General features: G+C 45.4%; 21 protein-coding genes. 13 read left to right on the forward strand and 8 right to left on the reverse strand.

Annotation, left to right across the window (positions count from 1 at the left end):
* The first annotated feature begins 207 nt into the window (after nucleotides 1-207).
* The 3 genes from PV763_RS07245 (at nucleotide 208) to PV763_RS07255 (ending at nucleotide 4980) form a co-directional block, all read left to right on the forward strand.
* A complete protein-coding gene (locus PV763_RS07245; RefSeq protein ID WP_420937546.1) occupies nucleotides 208-1401 on the forward strand; it encodes an MFS transporter in 1194 nt (397 codons plus the stop codon).
* A 222-nt stretch (nucleotides 1402-1623) separates the two neighbouring features.
* Complete coding sequence (locus PV763_RS07250) at nucleotides 1624-4032, forward strand: YgiQ family radical SAM protein (protein ID WP_420937547.1); 2409 nt, start codon at nucleotides 1624-1626, stop codon at nucleotides 4030-4032.
* A 399-nt stretch (nucleotides 4033-4431) separates the two neighbouring features.
* Complete coding sequence (locus PV763_RS07255; RefSeq protein WP_004732580.1) at nucleotides 4432-4980, forward strand: DUF2726 domain-containing protein; 549 nt, start codon at nucleotides 4432-4434, stop codon at nucleotides 4978-4980.
* A 55-nt stretch (nucleotides 4981-5035) separates the two neighbouring features.
* On the opposite strand, the gene PV763_RS07260 is transcribed toward PV763_RS07255, so the two are convergent.
* Both PV763_RS07260 and shiA read right to left on the reverse strand, forming a co-directional pair.
* Complete coding sequence (locus tag PV763_RS07260) at nucleotides 5036-5392, reverse strand: RidA family protein (protein ID WP_004732579.1); 357 nt, start codon at nucleotides 5390-5392, stop codon at nucleotides 5036-5038.
* Entirely contained in the window at nucleotides 5382-6692 is a 1311-nt protein-coding gene (gene shiA, locus PV763_RS07265; protein ID WP_004732577.1) for a shikimate transporter, read from the reverse strand. The genes PV763_RS07260 and shiA overlap by 11 nt, the downstream gene beginning before the upstream one ends.
* Nucleotides 6693-6707: 15 nt before the next feature.
* On the opposite strand from shiA, the gene PV763_RS07270 reads away from it, so the two are divergent.
* Nucleotides 6708-6836, forward strand: a complete 129-nt coding sequence (locus PV763_RS07270; RefSeq protein ID WP_004732574.1) for a hypothetical protein — start codon at nucleotides 6708-6710, stop codon at nucleotides 6834-6836.
* A 78-nt stretch (nucleotides 6837-6914) separates the two neighbouring features.
* Here PV763_RS07270 and dinB read toward each other — a convergent pair whose 3' ends face one another.
* The 4 genes from dinB to mdtD all read right to left on the reverse strand — a co-directional run bounded on the left by dinB (nucleotide 6915) and on the right by mdtD (nucleotide 11309).
* Nucleotides 6915-7970 (reverse strand): DNA polymerase IV, encoded by a 1056-nt coding sequence (gene dinB, locus PV763_RS07275; RefSeq protein ID WP_420937548.1) that lies wholly within the window; start codon nucleotides 7968-7970, stop codon nucleotides 6915-6917.
* A 20-nt stretch (nucleotides 7971-7990) separates the two neighbouring features.
* Nucleotides 7991-9013, reverse strand: coding sequence for an MBL fold metallo-hydrolase (locus tag PV763_RS07280; protein WP_420937549.1), 1023 nt, complete (start codon nucleotides 9011-9013; stop codon nucleotides 7991-7993).
* A 58-nt stretch (nucleotides 9014-9071) separates the two neighbouring features.
* Complete coding sequence (locus PV763_RS07285) at nucleotides 9072-9851, reverse strand: GH25 family lysozyme (RefSeq protein WP_191112178.1); 780 nt, start codon at nucleotides 9849-9851, stop codon at nucleotides 9072-9074.
* Nucleotides 9852-9917: 66 nt separating this feature from the next.
* Nucleotides 9918-11309, reverse strand: coding sequence for a multidrug transporter subunit MdtD (gene mdtD, locus PV763_RS07290; RefSeq protein WP_005249647.1), 1392 nt, complete (start codon nucleotides 11307-11309; stop codon nucleotides 9918-9920).
* 177 nt (nucleotides 11310-11486) lie between these two features.
* Here mdtD and PV763_RS07295 point away from each other — a divergent pair, with 177 nt between their 5' ends.
* On the forward strand, nucleotides 11487-13304 hold the full coding sequence (locus PV763_RS07295) for a choice-of-anchor I family protein (RefSeq protein WP_420937577.1): 1818 nt from the start codon (nucleotides 11487-11489) through the stop codon (nucleotides 13302-13304).
* Nucleotides 13305-13457: 153 nt separating this feature from the next.
* Nucleotides 13458-14432 (forward strand): hypothetical protein, encoded by a 975-nt coding sequence (locus PV763_RS07300; protein ID WP_420937550.1) that lies wholly within the window; start codon nucleotides 13458-13460, stop codon nucleotides 14430-14432.
* Between the two features lie 66 nt (nucleotides 14433-14498).
* Here the strand turns inward: PV763_RS07300 and PV763_RS07305 are convergent, their stop codons facing one another.
* Nucleotides 14499-15119, reverse strand: coding sequence for a TIGR00730 family Rossman fold protein (locus tag PV763_RS07305; protein WP_004732555.1), 621 nt, complete (start codon nucleotides 15117-15119; stop codon nucleotides 14499-14501).
* Between the two features lie 332 nt (nucleotides 15120-15451).
* Between PV763_RS07305 and PV763_RS07310 the strand changes: the two genes are divergently transcribed.
* The 6 genes from PV763_RS07310 (at nucleotide 15452) to PV763_RS07335 (ending at nucleotide 23934) form a co-directional block, all read left to right on the forward strand.
* The gene (locus PV763_RS07310; RefSeq protein WP_420937551.1) at nucleotides 15452-17029 is read left to right on the forward strand and encodes a TerC family protein; all 1578 of its coding nucleotides are present in this window, start codon (nucleotides 15452-15454) and stop codon (nucleotides 17027-17029) included.
* 73 nt (nucleotides 17030-17102) lie between these two features.
* Nucleotides 17103-17567: a YchJ family protein gene (locus tag PV763_RS07315; RefSeq protein ID WP_253147161.1), complete on the forward strand. Its 465-nt coding sequence runs from the start codon at nucleotides 17103-17105 to the stop codon at nucleotides 17565-17567.
* A 61-nt stretch (nucleotides 17568-17628) separates the two neighbouring features.
* Entirely contained in the window at nucleotides 17629-18273 is a 645-nt protein-coding gene (locus PV763_RS07320; protein WP_004644893.1) for a trimeric intracellular cation channel family protein, read from the forward strand.
* Nucleotides 18274-18402: 129 nt separating this feature from the next.
* Nucleotides 18403-19722, forward strand: a complete 1320-nt coding sequence (locus PV763_RS07325; RefSeq protein ID WP_420937552.1) for an MFS transporter — start codon at nucleotides 18403-18405, stop codon at nucleotides 19720-19722.
* A 165-nt stretch (nucleotides 19723-19887) separates the two neighbouring features.
* Nucleotides 19888-22107, forward strand: a complete 2220-nt coding sequence (gene parC / locus PV763_RS07330; RefSeq protein ID WP_420937553.1) for a DNA topoisomerase IV subunit A — start codon at nucleotides 19888-19890, stop codon at nucleotides 22105-22107.
* 150 nt (nucleotides 22108-22257) lie between these two features.
* Entirely contained in the window at nucleotides 22258-23934 is a 1677-nt protein-coding gene (locus tag PV763_RS07335) for an AMP-binding protein (protein ID WP_216986393.1), read from the forward strand.
* Nucleotides 23935-23984: 50 nt separating this feature from the next.
* Here PV763_RS07335 and PV763_RS07340 read toward each other — a convergent pair whose 3' ends face one another.
* Entirely contained in the window at nucleotides 23985-24365 is a 381-nt protein-coding gene (locus PV763_RS07340; protein ID WP_004732541.1) for a hypothetical protein, read from the reverse strand.
* Nucleotides 24366-24465: 100 nt separating this feature from the next.
* On the opposite strand from PV763_RS07340, the gene PV763_RS07345 reads away from it, so the two are divergent.
* Nucleotides 24466-24864 (forward strand): MAPEG family protein, encoded by a 399-nt coding sequence (locus tag PV763_RS07345; RefSeq protein WP_005108437.1) that lies wholly within the window; start codon nucleotides 24466-24468, stop codon nucleotides 24862-24864.
* Nucleotides 24865-24935: the final 71 nt, after the last annotated feature.

Here is a 24935-nt window from a genome sequence, read left to right on the forward strand (position 1 = left end):
CTTAGCGCTGATGGTAGTGTGGGGTTACCCATGTGAGAGTAAGTCATCGCCAGCTCATTATTCAAAACACCCCCAACTTAACAGTTGGGGGTGTTTTTTTATGTGCGGGATTTAGTCAAATCACTGTTATTTACATGCCATTTCGACCGAAACATCACATAAAAATAATATTGAGAGGCGTATACTGAACCGGTCTATGGAGCGGATATGTCCTCAAATTCATCTTCAAGCCATATTGAATATGGCTCTTCTGCTTTTAAAGCAGTGCTCTTTTCCTTATTTCTTGCTGGCTTTGCCATTTTTTCATCACTGTATTGCGTACAGCCCATGATGCCGATTCTGGCTGATTATTTCCAGGTCAGCCCGACTCAAAGCAGTTTCCCTTTATCTTTTTCTACCATTGCCTTGGCAGTTGGTCTTATTTTTACTGGGCTGATCTCGGACCGATTTGGTCGTAAGCCGATTATGGTCTGGTCTCTATTTTTAGTCTCAGTATTATTACTATTAAGTGCAATATTGCCGATCTGGTCCGTGTTTCTGACTACACGAATAATGATTGGATTGACAGTCAGTGGTGTCGCTGCAGTCGCGATGACTTATATCGGGGAAGAAATTGCAGAAAAAGATATCGGTTTTGCTATGGGTTTGTATATTTCTGGCACAGCGATTGGCGGTATGGGCGGACGTTTAATTGCTGGGGTGTTAGTCGATTTTATCTCTTGGCAATCTGCTACTTTGATGATTGGTATTTTAAATCTCTGTATTGCAGGCTTATTTTATTACCTATTACCCGCTTCACAACATTTTAAAGCCTATCCAATCAAGCTGAATCGTTTTAAAAACTCATTTAGGCAGAATCTCGCTGATCCGAAACTTCGGGTTTTATTCCTGCAAGGTTTTATCTTGATGGGCTGCTTTGTCTCGGTATTTAATTATCTGAGTTATCGCTTGATCCAAGCGCCATTTGAGTTATCTCATGTCTGGATTGGCGTGATTTCGATTACTTATTTGGCTGGTATTTATAGCTCCCCTCGAGCAGCACACTGGGGACGGCATTATGGCAAATTCAGAATATTGGCAGCCATGATCCTGATGATGCTTGTGGGCTTGGCGCTGATGCTGATTGATCAGTTGGTTATTGTTTTTATTGGATTGCTGATTTTTACTTTTTCTTTCTTCGCTGCCCATTCGACCGCCAGTAGCTGGGTGTCGATCCAGTCGCTACAGTATCGGGCAGTCGGTTCGTCGCTGTATTTATTTTGCTATTACCTGGGTTCAAGCGTGTTGGGGAGCTCAAGCGGATTGGTGTGGGAAAGCTATGGCTGGATAGGATTAACTGTGTTTATTGCCGCGTTATTACTGACGGGTTTGTCATTCAGTTTAAAACTCCGTTCAAATTAGAGATTCTGTCCAGTCTTTCAACCTAATAAATAAGATAAATTTCTTTTTTGAAATATTTAAACTTTAGATTTAAGGGACAAATAGAAAGTGATTCAGTTAGTCTCTGATTTTGTATAAATTATAATCAAGCAAGCTAGGGCTGATTCATGGTAAAATAATCGGCTTTCATCTTTGATCTTATTTTTAGATCTCCTATCATCTGCCAGCCGAGAATTGCTAGCCATGTCTACTGCTTATACCATGCAGACTGCGCCAAAAGCGTTGTTTGATTACGACAAATATTGGGCGTCTTGTTTTGACCCTGCGCCATTTTTGCCGATGTCACGCGAGGAAATGGATCAACTCGGCTGGGACAGCTGTGATTTTATTTTAGTTTGTGGTGATGCTTATATCGATCATCCATCTTTCTGTTCAGGCATTATTGGCCGTACTTTGGAAGCCCAAGGCTTCCGTGTCGGCATTATTGCACAGCCAGACTGGACCAGCGTGGATGCGTTCCGCGTTTTGGGTAAACCGAATATTGCCTGGGGTGTGACGGCAGGTAACATGGATTCCATGATCAACCGTTATACGGCTGACCGTAAAATCCGTTCTGATGATGCCTATTCACCAGACAATCAGCCAAACAAACGTCCAGACCGTGCGGCAACCGTGTATTGTCAGCGTGTCCGTGAAGCTTATCCGGATGTACCGGTATTGCTCGGCGGTATTGAAGCATCGTTACGTCGTATTGCGCATTATGATTACTGGTCAGACAAAGTCCGTCGTTCAGTCTTGATGGATTCAAAAGCCGATCTTTTGATGTACGGCAATGGTGAACGCTCAATCACTGAAATTATGCATCGTCTGGCGCGTGGCGAGAAAATTCACGAGATTACTGATGTTCGCGGTACAGCGTTTATTGTGAATAAACACAACCGTGCCTCTAAAGCCAAATTTGTTGAAATCGCATCGAATGATGTGGATGCGATTGGCCGTGTGGATCCAATTATTAACCCTTATGTCATGACTGAAGATATCGACGGTTGTGAGATTGAACAAGGGAAAGATTCTAGCCAGTACCAAGGTTTTCAAAAAGAACATGTAGCTAATCCGATTGTGCGAGCAGGGGATGACTTAGATCCTGATACGCAAATTGTGCAACTGCAACCGGCTTCTAAAGCGATTAAACATAAGTTACCGCCGCGCGAATTGGCCGTAATTCGTTTGCCTGCTTTTGAAGAAGTGGCTGCAGATCCAGTGCTCTACGCACATGCCAACCGTATTCTGCATTTGGAAACCAATCCAGGGAATGCGCGTGCCATGGTGCAAAAGCATGGTGAACGTGATGTCTGGCTGAATGCGCCGCCAATTCCGTTGACTACCGAAGAAATGGACTATGTGTTTGACTTGCCTTATGCACGTCTGCCGCATCCTGCTTATGGCAATGCACGTTTCCCGGCATTCGACATGATCAAGTTCTCTGTGAATATCATGCGTGGTTGTTTCGGTGGTTGTACTTTCTGTTCAATCACAGAGCATGAAGGTCGTATTATTCAGAACCGTTCTGAAGAATCAATTTTGCGTGAAGTAGAAAAAATCCGTGATACCGCACCGGGCTTCACGGGTATTATCTCGGACTTGGGTGGCCCAACAGCCAACATGTACCGTTTGGCCTGTAAAGATCCTGAGATTGAAAAGAACTGTCGTAAACCGTCATGTGTATTCCCGGGCGTGTGCCAAAACCTGCATACCGACCATGCGCCATTGACGCAGTTATACCGTAAAGCGCGCTCTTTACCAGGCATTAAAAAGATTCTGATTGGTTCAGGCCTACGTTATGACCTGGCGGTTTTAAACCCTGAATATGTCAAAGAACTTGTAACCCATCATGTGGGTGGTTACTTGAAGATTGCACCTGAGCATACCGAGAAAGGCCCACTCAATAAAATGATGAAGCCGGGTATTGGGACGTATGACCGCTTCAAGCAAATGTTTGATCGTTATAGTAAAGAAGCCGGTAAGGAACAATACTTGATTCCTTACTTCATCGCGGCGCATCCGGGTACCACCGATTACGACATGATGAATCTGGCGATTTGGTTGAAGAAGAATGGTTTCCGTGCTGATCAGGTACAGACCTTCTATCCTTCACCAATGGCGACTGCAACCACCATGTACTACACTGGTAAAAACCCGCTGGCGAAAGTGGCGCGTTATACTGAAAATGTCGACATTGTGAAAGGTGAGAAACGTCGTCGTCTGCACAAAGCTTTCTTGCGTTATCATGATTCGAACAACTGGCCGTTATTGCGTGAAGCCCTGAAAGAAATGGGTCGTCAGGATTTGATTGGTAATTCGAAACAGCATTTGATTCCGACTTATCAGCCTGTAGGCAGCGCAGACGGTCAGTATCAATCGGCGCGTAAGAAAAACTCGACGGTTGCAGGTGATTCGCAAAAACGTACCGGTGAGCAAGGTAATCGTAGCAAGGCTGCACAAGCTCAGTCACGTCCTTCAAATACCAAGAAACGTCCTGAACGTGGTCAAATTCTGACCCAGCACACTGGTTTACCACCACGTGAAACAGGCGATGCCAAAAAACCGTTTGGTGGGCCAAAGCCTAAAGCGAAGTCCAAATCACGTGCATAATTAAGTTAATAAAAAAGACACTTCGGTGTCTTTTTTTAGCTCTTGGGTAAAGTAACGTAGCCTGAGCTTGTTCGGTGAAAGTGTAAAAGAATATATTATTTGGACTAAGTTCTTTAAAAAAGTGATATAAAAATAACACTTTGTCGGAATTGTCCTACAGTTGGGCAGATATGTATTGCGATCAATTCCATGGATGTTTTAGAGTGCATTATCAGTACTTTAAATCCACTTTCATTGGCATCTAGAGAGATGTCACTTTAGGTAACACAGAATCGAGTTTTGATACTGGTTGTATGGGTATTTAAACAGATTGGTTGTTAGCTCTATTTAAAATAAAGCGTGGGTTTATACTGCACAACAATAAAACAAAAATGATTATAAGAATGCAAGGATTTAGGCATGACCACCTATATTATGATTGGGAGTTTCCTGCTCTTCTGTGTCGTGCTCATGGCATGGAAAAAGCTCGGAAATAATTCCAAACCACAAGACAGCGCGTTAAAGCAGCGTGCTATTTTTAACCTGAATGAGCAATTGACCTTCACTCGCCTGAGAGAAGTATTACCTGAATACATTATTCTGGCACATGTTTCCTATGATGCCTTAATGACGACTAAATTTAACCGGACTCGACATAAGTACCGCAACCTGACTGCAGATTTTGTAATTCTGGATCAGCAGCACCAGATTCTAGCCGTGGTGGGAGTAGATGACCCATTAATTTTGAAGCGTCCCCAGCAGACGGGTTTTCAGGATGCATTACTAACCATGGCAGGTTATCGGGTAATTCGTTACGATGATGTGCCAGAATATTATCAGTTGCGCCAGGACTTCTTGCAGGAGCAAGCGCAAATGCAGAAAATGCCCAAATATACAGTTAGCAATGATCTGAAAAAATATTATTTATATTCGGATTTAGAGCGCAGTAAAATCAAAGCAGTCGGTTAAAACAAAAAGGCATGCCAGAAGCATGCTTTTTTTTATGAATATCGATCTTGAAACATTATTCCGGTTTAACCGCCACGACAGTCAGTTCGACCAATACCCGTGGATCATAGAGTTTTGCTTCGACACAGGTACGAGGCAGGGCTTCGATATCAGCGACCCAGGCATCCCAGACTTCATTGAAGGCTGCATAATCTTTTTCAATGTCTTTCAAATAGATAGTTACCGACATGATGTGACTTTTGTCGGTACCGGCATCTGTCAGAAACTGGTCAATAATATCTAAAGTCTGTTGGGTTTGCCCTTTAATATCCAGTTCAACATCTGTGGCCAGCTGGCCGGCAAGATGTACCAGATTACCGGCAATAGCAATTTCCGAAAAGCGTTTCGATACGTGTAAACGTTCAACTGTCATGTTGTTCATCCTGAGTTTTGGGCATCAGGGCTGCGACCAATGCAGTCAGCAGACAACCCACCGCCAGATAGATGGCTACATAATGCCATGAACCATCCGCCCAAATCACCAGTGCCGCTGCAATAAATGGGGTAAAACCCCCACCAATGATACTCGCCACCTGATAACCAACTCCGGCACCGCTGTAGCGGTATTCTGTGCCAAACAAGGAGGTGAAAATCGGTTGATGGACACTAACCACCATATCGTGTGCGATGTTCGCCAGTAAAATTGCCCCGACGATAATCATCCAGGTGTTTTGTGCATCGAGTGCCATAAAGAAGGGAAAGGCTGAAAGCGCACCAATCAAACCACCCCAGACACACATTTTCTGATGATTGAATTTATCCGCCAGCCAGGCAAAAAATGGAATACTGAAACAGCTAATAGCTCCGACCATCAGGGTGATATTCAGAAAGAACTGTTTATCCATGCCCAGATTACTGGTCGAATAGTTCAGGGCAAAGTTGGTAACCAGATACATGGTCAGCAATTCGGTTAGACGTAAGGCAATGATATAAAAGAAAGCTTTAGGATGTTTGCTAATGGCCTGCAAGATCGGCAGCTTTTCTGGCTGATGGTCTGCTTTCACCACCTTTTCTACAAACTCTTGCGATTCATCCTGATCACGGCGGATCCACATTGCCACAGCTAACAGTACGATGCTGGCCAGAAAGGGAATACGCCATGCCCACTCGGCAAAGGCTTCTTCACCCAGTGTCGCAATAATAATCGACACTGCACCGGTCGCCAGAACCAAACCGACGCCGTAACCGACCTGAACGCCACTGCTATAAAAGGCTTTTTTACCCTTGGGTGCATTTTCAACTGCCATCAGAGCTGCGCCGCCCCATTCACCACCGACAGCAAAGCCTTGTAAGGCACGGCAAAACACCAGCAGTACCGGAGCCCACCAGCCAATTGCTTCAAAATTTGGCAGCAGACCAATCCCGACCGTGGAAATTCCCATCAGGATTACCGTAAGTACCAGCATTTTTTTACGGCCGAGCTTGTCACCAAAGTGACCAAATACCACACCACCTAAAGGACGAAACAGGAAGCCGACCCCAAAGGTGGCCAGTGCCGCCAAGGTGCCCATGTTCTCGCCAATACTGGGGAAAAACTGATCTTTAAAAATTAAGGCTGCAACAATGCCATAAAGGAGAAAATCATACCAATCGACAACAGCACCAACAAAACTAGACAGCGCAGCTTTACGTGCGCGTTGTTCTTGAACAACAGAAGAATTTACAGAAGACATGCAGGAGGGGATTCCATGAGTTACATCAGAGTTGCCCTGCAATATTCGGATTTGATCGTCACGCTAATCACAGGACAGCATGCTGAAAGTAAAGGTGATTTTCAGCATCTCAGCACATACATGGATAATGCATTGCGCAGATAGAGTACTCTAAAAAATCAAAATGTAAAAACAAAGTTGCCGTATTTTTAAACTGATGCCTAAAACGTGATCAAAAAAGGTTTAGAGTAGCAATAACTGGGTTTCAGTTTCGGGGACGCTGAGCTGATACACGCCGACGCCGATCAGCCGAAATTGCATCTGCGGGGCAATATGCAGGTCGTCGAGCAGTAAGTCCAAGGCTTGGGCTAATTCCTGTGGGCTACGCAGCACCTGTTTAAAACTTTTACTGTGTTGCATCACCTGAAAATTCTTGAGTTTTAATTTGACCGTAACGCCGCGAGCTGAAAGCTGTTTCTTTTGCAGACTTTGCCATACTTGTCCAAGTAAAGGTTCCCAATAGGGGCGACATTGGTTCAGATGCAGGTCATCATCAAAAGTGGTTTCTTTGGAAATTTGCTGGCGTTCCCGTTCCACTTCGACCGGCCGTTCATCAATGCCTTGAGCATACAAAAATAGCCGCCGTCCATATTTGCCAAATTGCTGAATCAGTAAGGCTTCATCAATTTGCTGTAAATCGCCTAAAGTTTCTAGATTCAGGCTTTTCAGTTTTTCTTGGGTGACTTTCCCCACACCGGGAATTTTTTTCAGGGGTAGATTCTGGATAAATCCCTGAACTTGTGACGGCTTAATCACACAGATCCCATTCGGTTTGTGCCAGTCCGAAGCAATTTTAGCGAGAAACTTGTTAGGTGCTACTCCAGCAGAAGCGGTTAATCCGGTGGCTTGAAGAATATCCTCGCGAATTCGCATGGCGACTTCGGTAGCACTTGGGATTTGTTTTAAATTTTCTGTGACATCCAGAAAGGCTTCATCTAGAGACAGTGGTTCAATCAGGGAAGTATATTGTTGGAAGATCTGATGAATCTGTGCCGATACCTGCCGGTATTTGGCAAAATCTGGCTCAATCACGATAACTTGAGGACACAGTTTGCGCGCCTGCCCCATGGACATGGCAGAACGCAGGCCATAAACCCGTGCCGGATAGGAGGCAGCCGCGACCACCGCCCGAGGATGATGCGAGGCTATCACCACAGGTAAGTCTTTCAGTTCTGGACGTTCACGCAGCTCAACCGAGGCATAAAACGCATCCATATCGATATGAATAATTTTGCGCATATCCGCTATCTTAAGGGGCTTTAATCGGATTGGGAAGCGAAGGCTGAGTTGAGTAAATAGGGCTGCGGTTCGCTGAGCAGGACGACTTTTGTCCCTTGTCTCTCGGCAGCCTGAATCAGAAGTTGCAAACTTTTTGGGGTGTCATCGGCAAGACGGGGTAAAAATTGCAGCGGCTGGTTTAAAGGCTGAAAAAAATCATCCCAATGCACCGGAATCACCACTTTGGGTTTGAGCATTTTCAAAGTTTCAGCCAGATATTGTTGCTGATAGGCAGAAGATTGTCTGGAGAGCTGGGCAATGCCTAAAAATAAAGTATCGACCTGTAGGTTTTTAAATTGATCTGGTATAAATCCGGTACTGGCCTTGACCAGAATCTTATGTCCCGCATGTTCAATTAGGTAATCGAAACTGCCACCTTCCTTAAATTCGGAAAATTTAGCCGGAAGCGTTAAAGGCTGCAGCAGCTCTTCGCCTAAATCATCATTTACCGCTGTGGGTGGGGTATGTTGTGAGGGAATTGCCGTGATCTGAAAATGGCCCCATTGCTGTACTTGCCTTGGCTTAACCAGCTGTAATTGCTGTGGAGTAACTTTGGGATTTTCCCGGGCGATATTCAGGGTGCTAGGCGAACCGACGACAACGGTTTCGGGAAGCATCTCCAGTAAGAGTAAGGCCGGTACATCCAGAACATGGTCATAATGCGAATGACTGACCAGAATGGCTTGGGTTCGGCTCAATTCATGGTGCTGCACCAGTTGTTCAAGGAGTAGCCTGTCACTTTGAATAGGGCGGCTAAGCACTTGCCACAAAGATGGCCGGCTAAAGAAACCATCGATCAGAATCTGATCGTGGCCATCATCGAGTAACAGGGTGGACACACCGAAAAATTTAACGGTGAGACCATGAATGGATGTACCAGTTTTCGGCTGCCAAGCTTTAAAGTCGCTGAGTTTTCCTGAAGCTTGCAACAGATAAGCCAGCATACCCGCGATGAGCAGGAGAAGAATCACCAGACCGAGTAAAACGCCTTTTATCCATTTCAATCTTTTTATTTCCTTATTGTTTTGTTTTTATAAAGAACCTATTTTCAGGCGATCAACTTTATTTCACCTGCTCTTCAGATGAAGGTGCTGCAATCGCATTCTTCTTGAGAAAATCCAGCCATTGCTGTTCTGAGCCATAAAATACATTCAGGTCTACAGGAGTGGTAATGCCGGAAATTTCCCCCTGACTGGTATGTTGCCAAAACGTCCATTTGGGCTGATCTTTTAAATCAGGCAGACCCTTGTATTCACGTACCCAGAGCGGTACATCAGGAAAATGTCCTGCCAGTACAATATTATAAAAAGCTTTAGAAATATAGAAAATCGGCTGCTTGCCATAATGTTTTTTCAGGGCATCGTGCATCACCTGAATTTCGTTTAAAAGCTGCTCTTTAGAATAGGTATTGATGCATTTGCTGTCATATTCCAGATCAATCACTGGCGGTAAGGCATCTGGTTTATTGGGAACAGAGTCAATAAAGTTCTGTGCCTGAATGCTACCCTCGCGGCAGAGGCGATAGAAATGATAGGCACCGACCAGAAAGCCGCGTTCCCGGGCCTTGAGCCAGTTTTCCTGAAAACGGGTGTCTTTAAAGTTGCCGCCTTCAGTGGCTTTCAGATAAACAAAACGGTATTTTTCAGGCGAAATCTGCTGCCACTGAATCTCTTTTTGATGATGCGATACATCAAAACCCTGAATAGGATAATCGGCTGCATGGGCAGACGGTGCTTTCATCAGGCAGAGATAGACCATGGCGATCGTGATCACAGTGATCAGAATGCCCAGCCCAATCAAGAGCGATTTATGAACTCTGTTCGGAGCCTGATTTTTTTGCATTTTCAGTCCTTGCCTATATGTGATTTAGCCTAAAACTTACAATCAGCCCAAAGTGAATATAGCGCATCAAACCGGGGTGTTTTTAGGAATATGCCAGAAAATATAGGCCGCAATAATATTGATGCAGCCTAAACAGATCAGTGATACATGAAAAGCAGCCACCAGATTGTCAGCGCCGTAATAGGCACTCAGCATGTTCACCAGTGTTCCTGCCAGTGCCACCCCGATACTCATTGACAGCATCATGATCATCGACAGGAAACTGTTGCCGCTACTGGCATCCTGCTGGCTTAAGTCCTTTAAGGTCAGGGTATTCATCGACACGAATTGCAGTGAATTTAAAATGCCGAAGATAAAGAAATGAATCGCACGGAGCCAGATTGGGGTTTCCGCCGTGGTCAGGGCAAAACTGGCAATACATAGACCTACCAGTAAGGTATTGACCAGCAAGACCCGACGGTAGCCAAAACGCTGAATGATGTTGCGGATAATCGGTTTGGAGGCCAGCGAACCAAGCACAGTCGGAATCATCAATAAACCGGTAATAAAAGGTTCGAAACCGAAAGCCACCTGCAACATCAGCGGCAGTAAAAACGGAATCGAGTTACCGCCGAGACGGGCAAAGAAATTACCCAAAATACCAATCGCATAAATTTTATTTTTAAACAGCCGGCTGCGAAACAGGGCGTTGCTATGGGTATGCGAATGATAGGCATAAACCAAGGTGGCCAATAAACCGGCTAGAATCAGGCTCAGGCTCCACCACAGCGAGTTTTGTGGACTGGCAAAATTTTCAATTCCCAGACAGAGGCCCACCATGGCCACGACCAGCAAGATAAAGCCCCAATAATCAAAGCGAGCGACTGTAGGTTCAAGTACATTCGGCATGGCCTTAAAGGTAATCAGTGCGCCCAGCAAGCCAATCGGCAAATTGATCAGGAAAATCCAATGCCAGGACAGATATTCGACCATCCAGCCACCTAGGGTCGGCCCAATTAAAGGACCAATCAGGCCGGCCAGACTCATCAGGCTCATAGCGGCCAGAAATTGGGTACGGGGAATGATCTTCAGCATCGCCAAACGGCCGACCGGCAGCAATAATGCACCACCGATCCCTTGAAAGATCCGGTACACCAATAATTCATTCAGGCTACTTGACCAGGCACAGCCCAAAGAGGCCAAAGAGAAAATAATAATCGCAGCAAAATAGGTATTTCTAACCCCGAACCGGTCTGCCAGCCAGCCACTTAAAGGAATGCAGGCTGCCACAGACAGCACATAAGCCACAACCACACTATGCATGCGTAGCGGATCTTCCTGCAAATTTTGGGCAATTGCAGGTAGGGCGGTATTAATAATGGTGGTATCCAGCCCCTGCATGAAAAAGCCAATCGAGACCAACAAGACCAGCAGTCTGAACTCGGGATCTAAGGCTTGATGCGTAGGCGTGGCATTCATAATTCTGGAAAACTGAAAATTTTGAATAGTTTAAAGGAATCAGTCGAGTCTGTCGTATATAAAGCGTGTCAACTTTTATAGCAGTGTTGTGTCAAGTAACTGCAACCGATCTGTCATGGCACTGCAATGCTCTGGTTATAAATTGGTCACGAATTCTTCATGATAGATCAACAAAAAATGAAATTAAAATTAAAGTCTTTGATAGTGGCCATGCTGGCTGTGGGGATGGTGGCATGTGGAAGTGAGAATGAAAATGAAACACCGGTTCCAATCGTCGAGGCTACACCGAACTCGATCGAGTTAAGCAAATTAGCTGCTTATGAATCGGGTATGTTTGCGCAAAGTGCAGCAGAAATTCCGGCCTTTGATGCCGAGAGTCAACGCCTATTCGTGGTCAATGCCAAAGAAGGCGTATTGGATGTACTGGATTTAAGTCGACCTGATCAGCCGAAAAAAATAACATCTATCACGGTCGATGACATTGCGCCAGAGGCTGAGGTCAACAGTGTCGCGGTACATAATGGCATTGTCGCCATTGCGATTCAGGCTGCTGTGAAAACCGATCCTGGCTATGTGGCCTTATATCAGGCCAAAGACCTGAGTAAGCTGGCCCACGTACAGGTGGGTGCCTTGCCGGACATGTTGACTTTCACACCGGATGGTCAAAGCTTGCTGGTGGCCAATGAAGGCGAGCCTTCTGATGATTATCAGGTCGATCCAGAAGGTTCAGTGTCTGTCATTAGTCTGGCCAATTTAAAAGCCCCGATCGTTCGTACAGCAGACTTTAAGGCCTTTAATGGATGGGAAGCAGCATTGCGTGAACAGGGCATCCGCATTTTCGGACCAAAGGCCAGCACAGCTCAGGATTTTGAACCTGAGTACATCACTGTTTCAAAAGATGGAAAAACCGCCTGGGTTGCCTTACAAGAAAACAATGCCTTGGCCAAAATTGATGTGGCTTCTGCCAAGGTACTCGCTGTTTATCCATTTGGCTTCAAAGATCATGGCATGAAGGGTCATGGCATGGATGTCAGCGATGCGGATGGTGTCGACGGTAAAGGCAAAATCAATATTCAAACTTGGGCCAATGTACGTGGCTTATATATGCCAGATGCGATTGCAAGTTTTGAGGTCGCCGGCAAAACCTATATTGTGTCTGCCAATGAAGGCGATGCCCGTGCCTGGGTTGAAAACAATCCTGCATATTTCAATAACGATACCAGCCAGGGCTTTGTAGAAGAATGGCGGGTGAAACACTTGGTCCATGCCAAAGGTTTTGACCGCCGTCTGGGCGATGATTTACCAGCCCATCTTCGGGTATTGGCCAAAGGTGCAGAACTCAATCCAACTAACTTTGCCTACTGCGGTGCTATTGTAGGGGATGCCAAAGACTGCCGTGAAGATCATCTGTTGGGCCGTTTAAATATTACGTGGACCGAAGGCTATCAAAAAAATGCCGATGGTACAGCCAAACTGAATGAACGGGGCAATCTGGTCTATGATCATTTATATAGCTTTGGTACACGCTCGGTCAGTATCTGGGTGGAAAATGATCAGCAGACCGGTTTAGAACTGGTATGGGATTCGGGCGATCAGTTTGAGCAGTATATTGCCAAACATCATCCTGAGATTTTCAACTTTAATCATGAAGAAGCCGGACTGGATAATCGCAGTGACAATAAAGGGCCGGAACCTGAAGGGGTGACCTTGGGGCAGATTGGTCAAAAAACCTTTGCCTTTATTGGGCTGGAGCGTGTCGGTGGCATCATGGTATATGATGTGTCTACACCTGCATCACCAGTCTTTGTGCAATATATGAATTCACGTGATTTTAAAGCGACTACAGCGCAGATTGAAATGGGACAAGCCGGTGATTTAGGACCGGAAGGTTTGGTATTTATCCCCGCCAAAGACTCCCCGAATAAGAAACCCCTCCTGGTGGTCGGCCATGAAGTCAGTGGCAGTACCACGATTTATCAAGTAAATCTCAAGTAGTCAAAAGCTTTTAAATTCAGGGCACTTCGGTGCTCTTTTTTGTAAGGTGACCATATATATGACAGTCTTGTCATTAAAATGAAATAAAACCGTCATAATCTTGGGCCAACTTTTCAGCACTGCTGAAATCTCCTCGCGTATAGGTTTGTTTTTATGACAATCGAGATTTTGATGGTGATCGGCTTCTGTTTGGCCGCTTACTCTATTGTCGGAAATGATGTACCTCAAACCTTAGGGACATTTATTTCTTCGAATTCACATCGCCCATGGTGGGTATTGTGGATTTATATCAGCTCAATTTTAATTGTCGTATTGGTCTATGGTTGGTATGCATCTGGGGTGGGTGATGCCTCATACGGTCGTTTAGAAACGATTCCTTTCCCTGAAGGTGGCATTACCTGGCTGTACATTGTGCCGCCAATTCTACTGTTGATGCTGACCAAATACGGGATTCCAGTCAGTACCACTTTCCTGGTGCTTACGATTTTCTCTCCCGCCAGCTTAGGCTCGATGATGGTCAAATCGATGATGGGCTATGCGGTGGCCTTTGTGGTGGCGATTGTCATCTATCGTTTTGTGGTCAAGCAGCTGGCACGCCATTTTGCCAAGACACGTCATCAGGAACACTCCAAGGTCTGGATGGGCTTGCAGTGGGTATCTACCGGTTTCCTGTGGAGCCAATGGCTGATTCAGGATCTGGCCAACATCTTCGTGTATGTGCCGCGTCAGGTACCGTTTGAATTCCTGATGTTTGCGATTACGGTATTCGTAGTCTTGCTGGGTGTGATTCTGTATCAACGTGGCGGGGCTATCCAAAACATTGTCGACACCAAAACCGGTGTGACCGACATTCGTGCTGCAACGATTATCGACTTCATGTATGCCATTATCCTGTTAGTTTTTAAAGAGTGGAGCAACATTCCAATGAGTACCACCTGGGTATTCCTGGGATTACTCGCAGGTCGTGAATTTGCCATGTCGATGATTCTGGATGAAGTCAACAAACATCGTACTTCACGTAATGTCAGTGCAGATGCCATGAAACTGATGTTCGGTCTGGCCATGTCGGTCATTCTGGCAACAACTTTGCCGATGTTTTATGACTTTGTGACGAATTATGGTCAATAAGTCCTGATATTAAAAATCCAATAAAAAAGCGAGCCAGGTGCTCGCTTTTTTCTTAATTGGAACGGTTTAAACCACAAATCTTTGCGGATGGCCTAAATTGGTTAAAGTTGTATAAATTTCTTCTTCGTGTTCGCAAATGATCAGTTTGGCGCGATGCTGTGGCGGTAAAAAACCATCTTCGACCGCACGGTCCAGCTGTGCAATCAAGGCATCATAGAAACCATTCACGTTATACAGCATCATCGGTTTCTGGTGCTGGTTCAGCTGCCCCCAGGTGGCAATTTCCAGAATTTCCTCAAACGTGCCCAGTCCACCCGGTAGTGCTACAAAGGCACAGGCCCGCTCAGCCATCATAGCCTTGCGTTGATGCATGCTGGTCACCACATGTAATTCAGTGAGCTGGTTATGGGCAATTTCATAATCCAGCATAAATTCGGGAATCACCCCAACGGCTTCACCGCCGTGCTGGATCATGGCATCCGCGACCTGTCCCATCAGGCCGATACTGGCGCCACCATAGACCAGTCCGAAACCATGTTCTGCCAGTCCTTGCGAGAGATGAATGGCTTTTTCTAAATAAACCGGTTTGTTGCCTGCACGTGAACCACAATAGAGTGCCACTAGAGGGCGAGTTGTTTTTGGGGAGTTGTCTTTAAAATAATCTGTCATTTGAATTACGCTTTGCATTTATTTTCTTCACCTTATCATTTTTCTTTCTTGTGACTCTAGCTTAATTAATAAATATGACAATTCTGTGAGCAGCTGCATTTTCACTGCATTACAGCCAGGCAAAATTCATCGATAAACAGCCATGAAAAAGGGTGAATTTCGATTTGATCTTGCTATACTAAAAATTGGTTTCACAACAATAGAACGAAAATGGGTAGTGGTAGTTGGCCGTGTAACTCTATAAATCGCCGTCAAGTAATTGGTATTGTTCAATATCAAAAATATTATGCTGTTTCATTACAGTCTCGGTTCATTCAATGCTGCAGTCCTGAGTTTCAGGAGCCAAGCGTATGATCTTTGAATGGATGTCGGACCCTTCAGCCTGGGTCGGTTTACTCACATTAATTGTTCTTGAGATTGTACTCGGGATCGACAATCTGGTTTTTATTGCCATTTTGGCGGAGAAACTGCCACCAGAACAGCGTAATGCCGCGCGGATTGTGGGCTTAATGCTGGCCCTAGTGATGCGTTTGATCTTACTGGCCTCGATTGCCTGGGTAGTGACCCTCACTGATCCACTATTCCACATCTTTGATCATGCTTTCTCAGGTCGAGATCTGATTCTATTGTTTGGTGGGGTGTTCCTGCTGTTTAAAGGCACCATGGAACTGCATGAGCGTCTGGAAGCCAAACCGGTCATCAAAGAAGAAAATCCGGTCCATGCAGTATTCTGGATGGTGATTGTCCAGATCGTGGTGCTGGATGCCGTTTTCTCATTGGACAGTGTGATTACTGCGGTTGGCATGGTTAAAGACCTGTCAGTCATGATGATTGCCGTGATTATTGCCATCGGGATTATGCTCTGGGCATCCAAAGCCCTGATGGATTTCGTCAACAGGCATCCGACCGTAGTGATTCTGTGTCTGGGCTTCCTGATGATGATCGGTTTCTCGCTGGTGGTCGAAGGCTTCGGTTTCCATATTCCGAAAGGCTATCTGTATGCTGCGATTGGTTTCTCGGTGATTGTCGAATTTATTAACCAGACCATGAAACGCAATCAGGAAAAAATGGTGACTACTACGGATATGCGCTACCGTACTGCTTCAGCAGTGATGCGGATGCTGGGTGGTAAACCTGCTCAGGACAATGATTCTTCTGAACCGGAAGATGTTCTGGCAACCCGTGCCTTTGCCGATGAAGTCTTTAATGATGACAATGGCATCTATCATAGTGTCATGGTACAGGGCGTACTGGGTCTGTCTGAACGTCCGGTCAAATCAGTGATGACACCGCGTCCTGAGCTAGAATGGATTGATCTGGACAATGATGCTGACAGTATCAAAGAACAGTTATTGCAGATGAGTCATTCACGTCTGATCGTTGCACGTGGTGAACTGGACAATATTGCCGGGGTGGTACTGACCCATAAAGTCCTGAATGAATACATTGAAACCGGGGTGCTGGATTTTGAAAAGCACTTACGTGAACCGGTGATCGTGCATGAAAATGCCCAGGTACTGATGGTGATGGAGCAATTGCGTCAGGCTCCATTGCAGATGGCGATTGTCCTGAATGAATATGGTTCGATTGAAGGGATTGCCACCCCAATTGATGTACTGGAAGCGATTGCTGGTGAATTCCCGGATGAAGATGAGCTGCAAGCCGCCGCAGAAAGCCTGGAAGATGGTAGCCTGATTCTGGATGGTTCTACCGATATTCGTCACGTTTCCTTATTGCTGGATCGTGATCTGGTCAATGAAACCGAAGAATATTCAACTTTATCTGGTTATGTATTGTTCCATATGGCACGTTTACCGCATAGTGGTGAAAAGTTTGAAGCAGACGGGCATATCTTTGAGGTCGTGACGATGGACGGTCATAAGATCGACAAAGTGCATATCATTCCGCAGCTTCCTGCACAGGACTAGACTCTAGCCAATGTTTGGCCTGTAAAGTTTGCTAAAATAGCCCGCATTGTCGGGCTATTTTTATGGAACTGAAATGTCAGAAGCATGTCCATGTGGACAAGGCGAATATCACAGCTGTTGTCAGCCACTGCATGCAGAGCAAAAGGTCGCAGAGACTGCACAGCAACTCATGCGTTCCCGTTACAGTGCCTTTGCCAAGCATGAAATCGATTACATTAAAACCACGACTGCGCTGGGTCAGCAACAGGCGCTGGACCTGCAGGCAATTAGTGAATGGAGTAAAGCCAATCAGTGGTTAAAACTTGAACTTGTTCAAATCAATGAAAAACTAGATAAAAATCATGCCTTGGTCGAGTTTAAGGCACATTATCATGATGGCAAGCAGGCACAGGTTCATCATGAAGCTTCGCATTTTGTGAAGTTTGAAGGTCGCTGGTATTTTCTGGATCCGACTACAAACCAGACCATCACCATGAAACAGGCCTGCATTTGTGGCTCGGGGAAAAAATTTAAGCAATGTTGTGCCGGATTCTTATAACTTTCACACAGATTTAGCTTAGAATAGCCGCCATCTCAAAGCCTCAGGTGGAAGCAGGGCGATGTTACTGACCGTCATCTATATTATTGCAATTACCGCTGAAGCCATGACCGGGGCATTGTCCGCTGGCCGGCGCAGCATGGACTGGTTTGGCGTGATGATTATTGCTTGTGTTACTGCACTGGGTGGCGGTTCGGTCCGCGATGTTCTGCTCGGACATTATCCCTTGACCTGGGTCAAACATCCCGAATATCTGGTGCTGACCTGTTGCGCAGCCTTCGTGACGATCCTGATTGCCAAATGGATGCGACAGTTACGTAATGTCTTCCTAGTGCTGGATGCCTTGGGTCTCATTGGCTTTACCATTATTGGCTGCCAGATTGCCCTGGAAATGGGACATGGTTTTGTGGTCAGCGCCGTCGCCGGTGTTTTGACCGGAGTGTCTGGCGGGATTTTGCGTGACATTTTATGTAATGATGTGCCGCTGGTGTTCCGCCGTGAATTGTATGCCAGTATTGCCTTTGTGTCAGTGATCTTTTACTGGCTCTGTAGTCATTACGGTTTGTCGCAGGATCTGACCATTCTGTCTACCCTGATTTTTGGTTTTAGCTTACGTCTAATCGCCATCTATTTTGGTCTGGAAATGCCAAAATTCATTTATAAAGATGATGATGAGCACTCGGCATCTTCCAAAGACGAATCTTGATTTTTAAATGTATGAAGTGCGGCAATAAAAATAGCCGCATTCAGCTCAATTCGTAGTATAAAAAATACAAAGCAGCCCACCTGTTGAGAAAGCAGCATCTCCCGTTCCACCTGATCAGAGATTTTTGTTATGGATTTAGTTTCTCGCATACAACGCTTACCGATTGGTAGGTTTCACTACACCTTGCTGGTGGTGATTGGACTGGGCTGGATGTTTGATGCGATGGATACCGGATTGATTTCCTTTATCCTGGCCAAAATGGCCGAAGACTGGCAGATGACTGCCGATCAAAAAAGCTGGGTAGTGTCGATCGGTTTTGTCGGCATGGCAATCGGGGCGATTTGTTCAGGTGGCCTGGCAGACCGTTTTGGCCGTAAAACAGTCTTTGCTGCGACTCTGGTCATTTATAGCTTGGCTACAGCGGCCTGCGCTTTTGCACCGAATTTGACCTGGTTGTTGGTGTTTCGTTTTATCGTCGGTTTAGGTCTGGGTGGACAGTTACCCGTGGCAGTGACGCTGGTCAGTGAATATATTCCTGCGCATGTGCGTGGCCGTTTTATCGTATTGCTGGAAAGCTTCTGGGGACTGGGCTGGTTGGTTGCGGCTCTGGTATCGCGCTTTGTCATTCCGGATTTTGGCTGGCAAACCGCTTTCCTGATCGGTGGTCTGCCTGCGCTATATGCGATTGTGATCTGGAAAATGGTGCCGGAATCTATTCCATTTCTGATTAACCGTGGCCGTGTAGAAGAAGCTTCGGCACTGGTGAAAAAGATCGAGCGTCAATGCGGCGTTGAAGTTTATGAAATCTTTGAAGTGAAGCCGGTCGCAGAGAAACAGCATATTTCATTTACCCAGTTGTGGTCGGGTATCTTTGCGCGTCGTACCCTCATGCTGTGGCTGATCTGGTTCGGCATTATATTTTCTTATTATGGCATTTTTACCTGGTTACCAAGTTTGCTGGTCAAAGAAGGCTATAGCATCGTCCAGTCCTTTGAATACGTGCTGATTATGATTTTAGCGCAGTTGCCCGGTTATCTGGTGGCAGCATGGCTGGTCGAAAAACTCGGTCGTAAACCGACCTTGGCAGGTTTCATCGGCATGTGTGCCATCTCGGCATATTTCTTTGGCCAGTCGGGCAGTGTCACCGAAATTGTGATCTGGGGCTGTCTGATGTCCTTCTTTAATCTGGGTGCTTGGGGCGTGCTTTATACCTATACACCAGAACAATATCCAACCAATATCCGTGCTTTTGGTTCAGGCTGGGCTGGCGCAGTAGGCCGAATTGGGGGCATCGCAGCACCTTTTGCTGTCACCCATCTGATGGGCATGCCAAATGGTTTCAGTTATGTCTTCACCATGTTTACTGCGGTTCTGGTTGCCGTTGCAATCGTGATTCTGGTTTTGGGTGAAGAAACCAAAGGCAAGACCCTGGAATCGATGGGCTTATAAACAGAATGATTTTTTAGTTGCTTAGGGCCTATAAAGTGGATATTTTTAGGCCATAAGACACAAATTGTCGCGCTGAACGATTTGATGCCCTTGTGTCATCTACAGCCACGACTTAGCATAAGAAACATTGATACAAAAACGAATTATTTAGGACTATAGGTTGTTATGACAAGCCTTGCGCATCATGCGACAGAAAACCGTTCCGTAGCAGAATTTACCGAACAAGCTTATCTAAATTACGCCATGTACGTGATTATGGATCGGGCACTCCCTCATATTAGCGATGGCCTGAAACCGGTACAGCGCCGGATTGTCTATGCCATGAGTGAGCTGGGCCTGAAATGGACCAGCAAACCGAAGAAATCGGCACGTACGGTCGGTGACGTACTGGGTAAATACCATCCACATGGTGACTCAGCCTGTTATGAAGCCATGGTGCTGATGGCGCAGCCCTTTAGTTATCGTTACCCGTTTATTGAAGGACAGGGCAACTGGGGTTCTCCGGATGATCCGAAGTCTTTCGCAGCGATGCGTTATACCGAAGCCAAGCTTTCCCAGTACAGTGAACTGTTGCTGTCTGAGCTAGGTCAGGGTACCTGTGAATGGCAGGACAACTTTGATGGTTCGATGAAAGAACCGGTGAACTTGCCAGCACGTGTACCGAATATCTTGCTGAATGGTACCACTGGCATTGCAGTTGGTATGGCTACTGACATTCCGCCGCATAATTTGCGTGAAGTAGTCAAAGGTACCATTGCCCTGATTCGTAATCCGAACCTGACCGATGAAAAAATCGCAGAATATATTCCTGCGCCAGACTTGCCGACCAAAGCTGAAATTATCACCCCGCCTGCTGAACTGTTAAAAATTCAGACCACAGGTCGTGGCAGCTACCGCATGCGTGCGGTCTATAGCGTCGATAAAAACGAAATTATTATCACTGAATTGCCATATCAGGTCTCAGGTTCCAAAATTATCACTCAGATTGCCGATCAGATGCAGGCCAAAAAACTGCCATTGGTCAGTGATGTACGGGATGAATCGGATCATGCCAATCCAACCCGTTTAGTGATTGTATTGCGTTCGAATCGTATTGATGCCGAATCGGTGATGAGTCACTTATTTGCTACGACTGATCTGGAATCCAGCTACCGCGTCAACATGAACATGATTGGTGCGGATGGTCGTCCACAGGTGAAATCGATTCGTCGTATTTTGCTGGAATGGATTGAGATCCGTAAAACCACGGTAACGCGTCGTCTACAATATCATCTGAACAAGATCGAAAAACGTCTGCATATTCTCGGTGGTCTGATCATTGCTTATCTGAATATTGATGAAGTGATTCAGATTATCCGTGAAGAAGATCAGCCAAAGCCGGTACTGATGCAGCGTTTTAATATTGACGAGATTCAGGCCGAAGCGATTCTGGAACTAAAATTACGCCATCTGGCCAAGCTTGAAGAAATGGAAATGCGCCGCGAACAGGAAGAACTGGAAGCGAAAGCGGCAGTGATTCGTGAACAACTGGCCAATCCGGAATCTTTAAAAAGCCTAATTATTTCTGAGCTGAAAGACGATGCCAAGAAATTTGGTGATGATCGCCGTTCGCCAATCGTACAACGTGCTGAAGCTGCTGCGATCAATGAAACTGAAATGTTGCCGGCCGATCCGGTGACAGTAGTGTTATCAGAAGCTGGCTGGATTCGCTGTGCCAAAGGTCATGAAGTCGATGCAGAAAATCTGAATTTCCGTGCCGGTGATCAGTACTTGAGTCATGCACAGGGCAAATCCAATCAACGCGTTTATGTATTAGATGACACTGGCCGTAGCTATGCCTTGGCCATCAACACATTGCCATCCGCACGTGGTCTCGGTGAGCCGCTCAGTTCAAAACTGTCTCCTGGCAGTGGGGTAGGTTTTAAACAGGTTCTGGTGGCAGAGGATGAAACTGAAATTCTAGCAGCAAGCAACAAAGGCTATGGCTTTAAAACCCAGGCCAAGCAGCTGGATACCAGTGCCAAAGCCGGGAAAGCTTTCCTGAATTTATCTGAAGGGGCAGAGGTCATGAACCTGCAGCCACTCGATGATGCCACGCATGTTGCACTGCTCAGTTCAGCAGGACGCCTGTTGATTGTTGATTTAGCAGAATTACCTGTATTGAACAAAGGTAAAGGAAATAAATTGATACAACTTGAAGGGTGTGATCAAATTTTGTCCATGACAATATTCAAGCTTGATGAAATAATTCAAGTGCTTGCAGGACAACAGCAGTTAAAATTAAAAGGGGATGATTTGCGCAAATATATCGGCAAGCGCGGTACGAAAGGACAGCTTTTACCACGCGGATATCAAAAAGCAAATAAACTGTTGATTCAAAGATAAGACTAGCATCCATCCTGTGAAATACGTTATATATGAACAACGATTCAACAAGATGGATGCAATATTGCACATATACAAGTCTAAAAATGGCGTGTGATATTGAAAAAAACAGTTGAAATACTAAGGATTATGATTGGAGAGATGGCCATTATGGAAAAAATTTGGTTTGCTGAATACCAAAAAACAGGGATTCCAGAAACAGTAGAATTACCAGCAGAAAATACTTCTCTAGTAGATGTTTTTGAGCGTAATTTCCAAAAATTCGGCTCGCGTGATGCCTTTATCTTTATGGATAAGGCCATGACTTTCAATGAACTGGAAGAGGCGAGCCGTAAGTTTGCAACTTATCTACAAAGCTTGGGGTTGGCAAAAGGTTCACGTGTGGCAGTGATGATGCCAAACGTTCTTCAGTATCCGGTTGTGGCACTTGGGGTGTTCCGCGCAGGTTTGGTACTGGTCAACGTGAATCCACTCTACACATCGCGTGAACTTGAGCATCAATTGAATGACTCTGGCGCTGAAGTGCTGGTGATTATTGAGAACTTTGCTTCTGTTTATCAAGCAATTATTGGTAAAACACCAGTGAAGCATGTCGTAGTAGCTTCTGTCGGTGACATGCTGGGTGCCTTGAAAGGAACACTGGTAAATTTTGTATTGCGTTCTGTACGCAAGCAAATTCCAGCTTGGGATATTCCAGGCCATGTGAGATTTAATACGGCGTTATCTAAAGTTAATCCAAGCAACTATAAACGCCCTGAATTGACCCTTAGCGATACAGCAGTTCTTCAGTACACAGGTGGTACGACGGGTGTATCTAAAGGTGCTGAACTGACACATCGTAACCTAGTTGCGAACATGTTGCAGTGTGACGGGATCTTCCAGAGTAAATTTGGTGCGCAAGATGGTCAGCCAGATGACCGTATTTTCTGTGCTTTGCCGCTTTATCATATCTTTGCATTCATGGTATGCGCACTTTACGGTATGTACAAAGGTCAGGCGAACGTTCTGATTCCAAACCCGCGTGATTTACCTGCGGTGATGAAAGAACTACGTAAATATCAACCGACTTTCTTCCCGGCAGTAAACACGCTGTTCAATGCGTTGGTAAACAATGAAGAGTTCAAGCAACTTGATCATAGCAAACTGAAAATGGCGATGGGCGGCGGTATGGCCGTACTTCCTTCTACTGCAGCAGCATGGAAGAAAGTCACTGGAACCAATATCGTTGAAGGTTATGGCTTGTCTGAAACTTCTCCGGTTGCAACAGCAAACCCACCTGCGTCTGAAGAATTCAGCGGCACTATTGGCATTCCATTGCCATTGACTGAAGTGGCTATTCTGGATGATGAAGGCAATGAAGTTCCACTGGGTGAGCAAGGTGAAATTTCAATTCGTGGTCCTCAGGTCATGAAAGGCTACTGGAACCGTCCAGATGAAACTGAAAAAGTCATGGTGAACGGCTTCTTCCGTACCGGTGATATCGGTGTCATGGATTCACGTGGTTATGTGAAAATCGTAGACCGTAAGAAAGACATGATTCTAGTGTCTGGTTTTAACGTCTATCCATCTGAGATTGAAGAAGTTGTAGCAACTCATCCAAAAGTACTGGAAGTGGCCGCGATTGGTGTGCCAGATGAAAAATCAGGTGAAGTACCAAAATTGTTTGTCGTGAAAAAAGATCCATCTTTAACCACAGAAGAAGTTTTAGCATTTGCTAAAGAAAACCTGACCGGTTATAAACGTCCACGTTATGTCGAGTTTATGGATGAATTGCCAAAATCAAACGTAGGTAAAATCCTGCGTAAAGATCTGCGTAAAACAGCCTAATACCTCAAAGAAAAAAAGCGCCGTTAGGCGCTTTTTTTGATTTAGGCTTTTTATTTTTTCATTAACCAGCGGTCAAAATACGGACGGCCTACGCCAACCACCCCCAAGAAGATAAACATGGTGCCAAACTGACGGGTAAATCCGGTTTGATTAAAGCTGCCATAACTTAGAATGTTATCGATCACACAATAAACCAGAATCGCGACCAGCCAGTGCCAGAGAGGCGTACGCTTGATACCTACGAAATAAAAGGCAATCCATAAAATGGCAAAGGTGAAGATTGGCGACCAGATATTCATATTGGCACAAATGACGGCCATTAAAAATGCCACGATCGGTAGGACAATTTTTAATACGCGATCCACTTGACGTTGATGCTGGCGTTGTTTCTCGAGGACATCGAACATTTCATTTTGATCAGGTGCGACCATAGTGAATCCTTAACAAGTAATAAAAAGCACTCTATTTAACAAAATTTATTCACGAAATGCCATGCTATGATAGAGATAAAATTTTCATGAGAAAAAACAGATGCACAGCATTAGTGGGGTTATTTATCTCATTTTGGCCGCTTGTCTTTTGCCTTATGTGTTTACATTGATTGCAAAAAAATCAGCAGGCTTCAGCAGCAAAGACAATCAGAACCCACGGGCATTTTTAGAAAAGTCTTCAGGACTGGCCAGTCGCGCCAATGCTGCCCAGCAGAACAGCTTTGAAAGTTTACCACTCTTTATTGCTGCTATTTTAATGGCGGAATATATGGTAGTGCCGCAAAGTGTAGTGATGACTTTTGGTGTGGCTTATCTGGTTTTTCGTGTGTTGTACGGAATCTGCTATTTGGCCAACTGGGCGACTTTACGCTCCATCGTATGGTTACTCTCGATGTTATGTCCGGTGGCTTTATTGCTGCTGATCATCAAGTTGGTTTAAGTCATCAAGTCAGCGGACATATTTACAGTTCGATATTTTAAAATCCAAAAAAATCTTTAAAAACCGTTATA

It is taken from the genome of Acinetobacter sp. AS5 (assembly GCF_048957595.1).
Taxonomy (GTDB): domain Bacteria; phylum Pseudomonadota; class Gammaproteobacteria; order Pseudomonadales; family Moraxellaceae; genus Acinetobacter.

Excerpts from the sequence above, each read along its gene's own strand:
- PV763_RS07295 (WP_420937577.1), top strand. The coding sequence starts at position 11,487 with ATGAAATTAAAATTAAAGTCTTTGATAGTGGCCATGCTGGCTGTGGGG.
- PV763_RS07335 (WP_216986393.1), top strand. The coding sequence starts at position 22,258 with ATGGAAAAAATTTGGTTTGCTGAATACCAAAAAACAGGGATTCCAGAA.
- PV763_RS07245 (WP_420937546.1), top strand. The coding sequence starts at position 208 with ATGTCCTCAAATTCATCTTCAAGCCATATTGAATATGGCTCTTCTGCT.
- PV763_RS07320 (WP_004644893.1), top strand. The coding sequence starts at position 17,629 with ATGTTACTGACCGTCATCTATATTATTGCAATTACCGCTGAAGCCATG.
- PV763_RS07260 (WP_004732579.1), bottom strand. The coding sequence starts at position 5,392 with ATGACAGTTGAACGTTTACACGTATCGAAACGCTTTTCGGAAATTGCT.
- PV763_RS07325 (WP_420937552.1), top strand. The coding sequence starts at position 18,403 with ATGGATTTAGTTTCTCGCATACAACGCTTACCGATTGGTAGGTTTCAC.
- PV763_RS07250 (WP_420937547.1), top strand. The coding sequence starts at position 1,624 with ATGTCTACTGCTTATACCATGCAGACTGCGCCAAAAGCGTTGTTTGAT.
- PV763_RS07305 (WP_004732555.1), bottom strand. The coding sequence starts at position 15,119 with ATGCAAAGCGTAATTCAAATGACAGATTATTTTAAAGACAACTCCCCA.
- shiA (WP_004732577.1), bottom strand. The coding sequence starts at position 6,692 with ATGTCTTCTGTAAATTCTTCTGTTGTTCAAGAACAACGCGCACGTAAA.
- mdtD (WP_005249647.1), bottom strand. The coding sequence starts at position 11,309 with ATGAATGCCACGCCTACGCATCAAGCCTTAGATCCCGAGTTCAGACTG.
- PV763_RS07255 (WP_004732580.1), top strand. The coding sequence starts at position 4,432 with ATGACCACCTATATTATGATTGGGAGTTTCCTGCTCTTCTGTGTCGTG.
- PV763_RS07310 (WP_420937551.1), top strand. The coding sequence starts at position 15,452 with ATGATCTTTGAATGGATGTCGGACCCTTCAGCCTGGGTCGGTTTACTC.
- dinB (WP_420937548.1), bottom strand. The coding sequence starts at position 7,970 with ATGCGCAAAATTATTCATATCGATATGGATGCGTTTTATGCCTCGGTT.
- PV763_RS07340 (WP_004732541.1), bottom strand. The coding sequence starts at position 24,365 with ATGGTCGCACCTGATCAAAATGAAATGTTCGATGTCCTCGAGAAACAA.
- PV763_RS07345 (WP_005108437.1), top strand. The coding sequence starts at position 24,466 with ATGCACAGCATTAGTGGGGTTATTTATCTCATTTTGGCCGCTTGTCTT.
- PV763_RS07285 (WP_191112178.1), bottom strand. The coding sequence starts at position 9,851 with ATGCAAAAAAATCAGGCTCCGAACAGAGTTCATAAATCGCTCTTGATT.
- PV763_RS07315 (WP_253147161.1), top strand. The coding sequence starts at position 17,103 with ATGTCAGAAGCATGTCCATGTGGACAAGGCGAATATCACAGCTGTTGT.
- parC (WP_420937553.1), top strand. The coding sequence starts at position 19,888 with ATGACAAGCCTTGCGCATCATGCGACAGAAAACCGTTCCGTAGCAGAA.
- PV763_RS07270 (WP_004732574.1), top strand. The coding sequence starts at position 6,708 with ATGAGTTACATCAGAGTTGCCCTGCAATATTCGGATTTGATCGTCACG.
- PV763_RS07300 (WP_420937550.1), top strand. The coding sequence starts at position 13,458 with ATGACAATCGAGATTTTGATGGTGATCGGCTTCTGTTTGGCCGCTTAC.